Below are 1,121 nucleotides of genomic sequence, written 5' to 3'. Positions count from 1 at the left end.
CATGAAGTTAATGACTCGGAAATAATGTGATTTCCCTTCCTTTTCTTAATGATGCACACCCAGTTAATAATTAATCAATCTATCAAGTAATTATCAGAAACGCTGTCTTAATATTGGTGTAGTTAAAACGTGTGTCCCGTTAAGAATCGAGTGAATGAAATCAACGAGAGCAACTTTGCTCAAATGCGTCCGTTTGCGCCGCGCTCCGGCTGGAGTTGGAGGCAGAAGAGGGAGAGGGTCGAACGGCAAATCGCGCGTTTAAATAAAAAAAATGGCTATTATATCTAACCACAACGACCGCCGTAAGGCGGTCTTTTTCAAGGCTAATTGGTTTGTTCCGTGCTTTGGACGGAGCAGCGGAATCCTGTACGATACGACGGTTCATCTCTATTTAAAGGGTCATAAGCACGAGCGACCGTGACCATGGCCCCCCAGCCTCGTATAACTTTGTACTCACCCGTTGCAGGGCCCTGAGGATCAAGTTTTGGCGACACTTTATAATAATCTTTAGCGTACCAATCATTGACCCATTCTGCTGCGTTGTAAGTCATATCGTAAATACCGAGGGGATTGGGTTCAAACATACCAACAGGGTTTAAATCCGTATCAACATTAGCGGTTTTTTCGGTAAACTCCTCATAACCCCCTAATTCTGGGTTATAGAAACCCCTTCCTCTAAACTGAATAAAGCCATTGTTGGTTGCGTAGTAGAGTTTTTGCCCACGACTACGTGCGGCGTATTCCCACTGTGCTTCGGTGGGCAGATCCACTGGTAGTGAGGTTAATTGCCCCAGCCACTGACAATAGTTTTTGGCATCTTGCCAATTTACATTTCTAGCAGATTGTCTGAGAAAGTTAGGTAAGGCGGTTTTATAAATCTTAGAGCCGCGTTCTAGGTACTGCCCTTCATAGATACTCTGTTCAAATGGTCGGCCAAGTGTTTGTAAGTAAACATCATAATCCAGCAACTCTGCTTCATACTTTGACAACGAATAACTGCTTAGGGTGACTTCATGCTGAATATCCGCCCCGCGATCAACGATCGAGAACTGACTGTAACAACTTGCTTCCGGCGTCCAGACTGGGCGATTAAGATCGTCGTTCATGCAGGGCATACGAAA

At 44.8% G+C, this 1,121-nt stretch carries 1 protein-coding gene; it reads right to left on the bottom strand.

All coding sequences use genetic code 11. The annotated features are described in order from the left end of the window. Positions 1–323 precede the first annotated feature (323 nt). Positions 324–1,121 (bottom strand): formylglycine-generating enzyme family protein (locus QTN94_RS19990; protein ID WP_331428648.1); only part of this gene is annotated, 798 nt, incomplete at its 5' end.

Source organism: Vibrio sp. M250220 (assembly GCF_036533795.1).
GTDB lineage: Bacteria > Pseudomonadota > Gammaproteobacteria > Enterobacterales > Vibrionaceae > Vibrio.
Note: the sequence above shows the minus strand (reverse complement) of the source record. Positions and strands in the feature narration are given on the sequence as shown.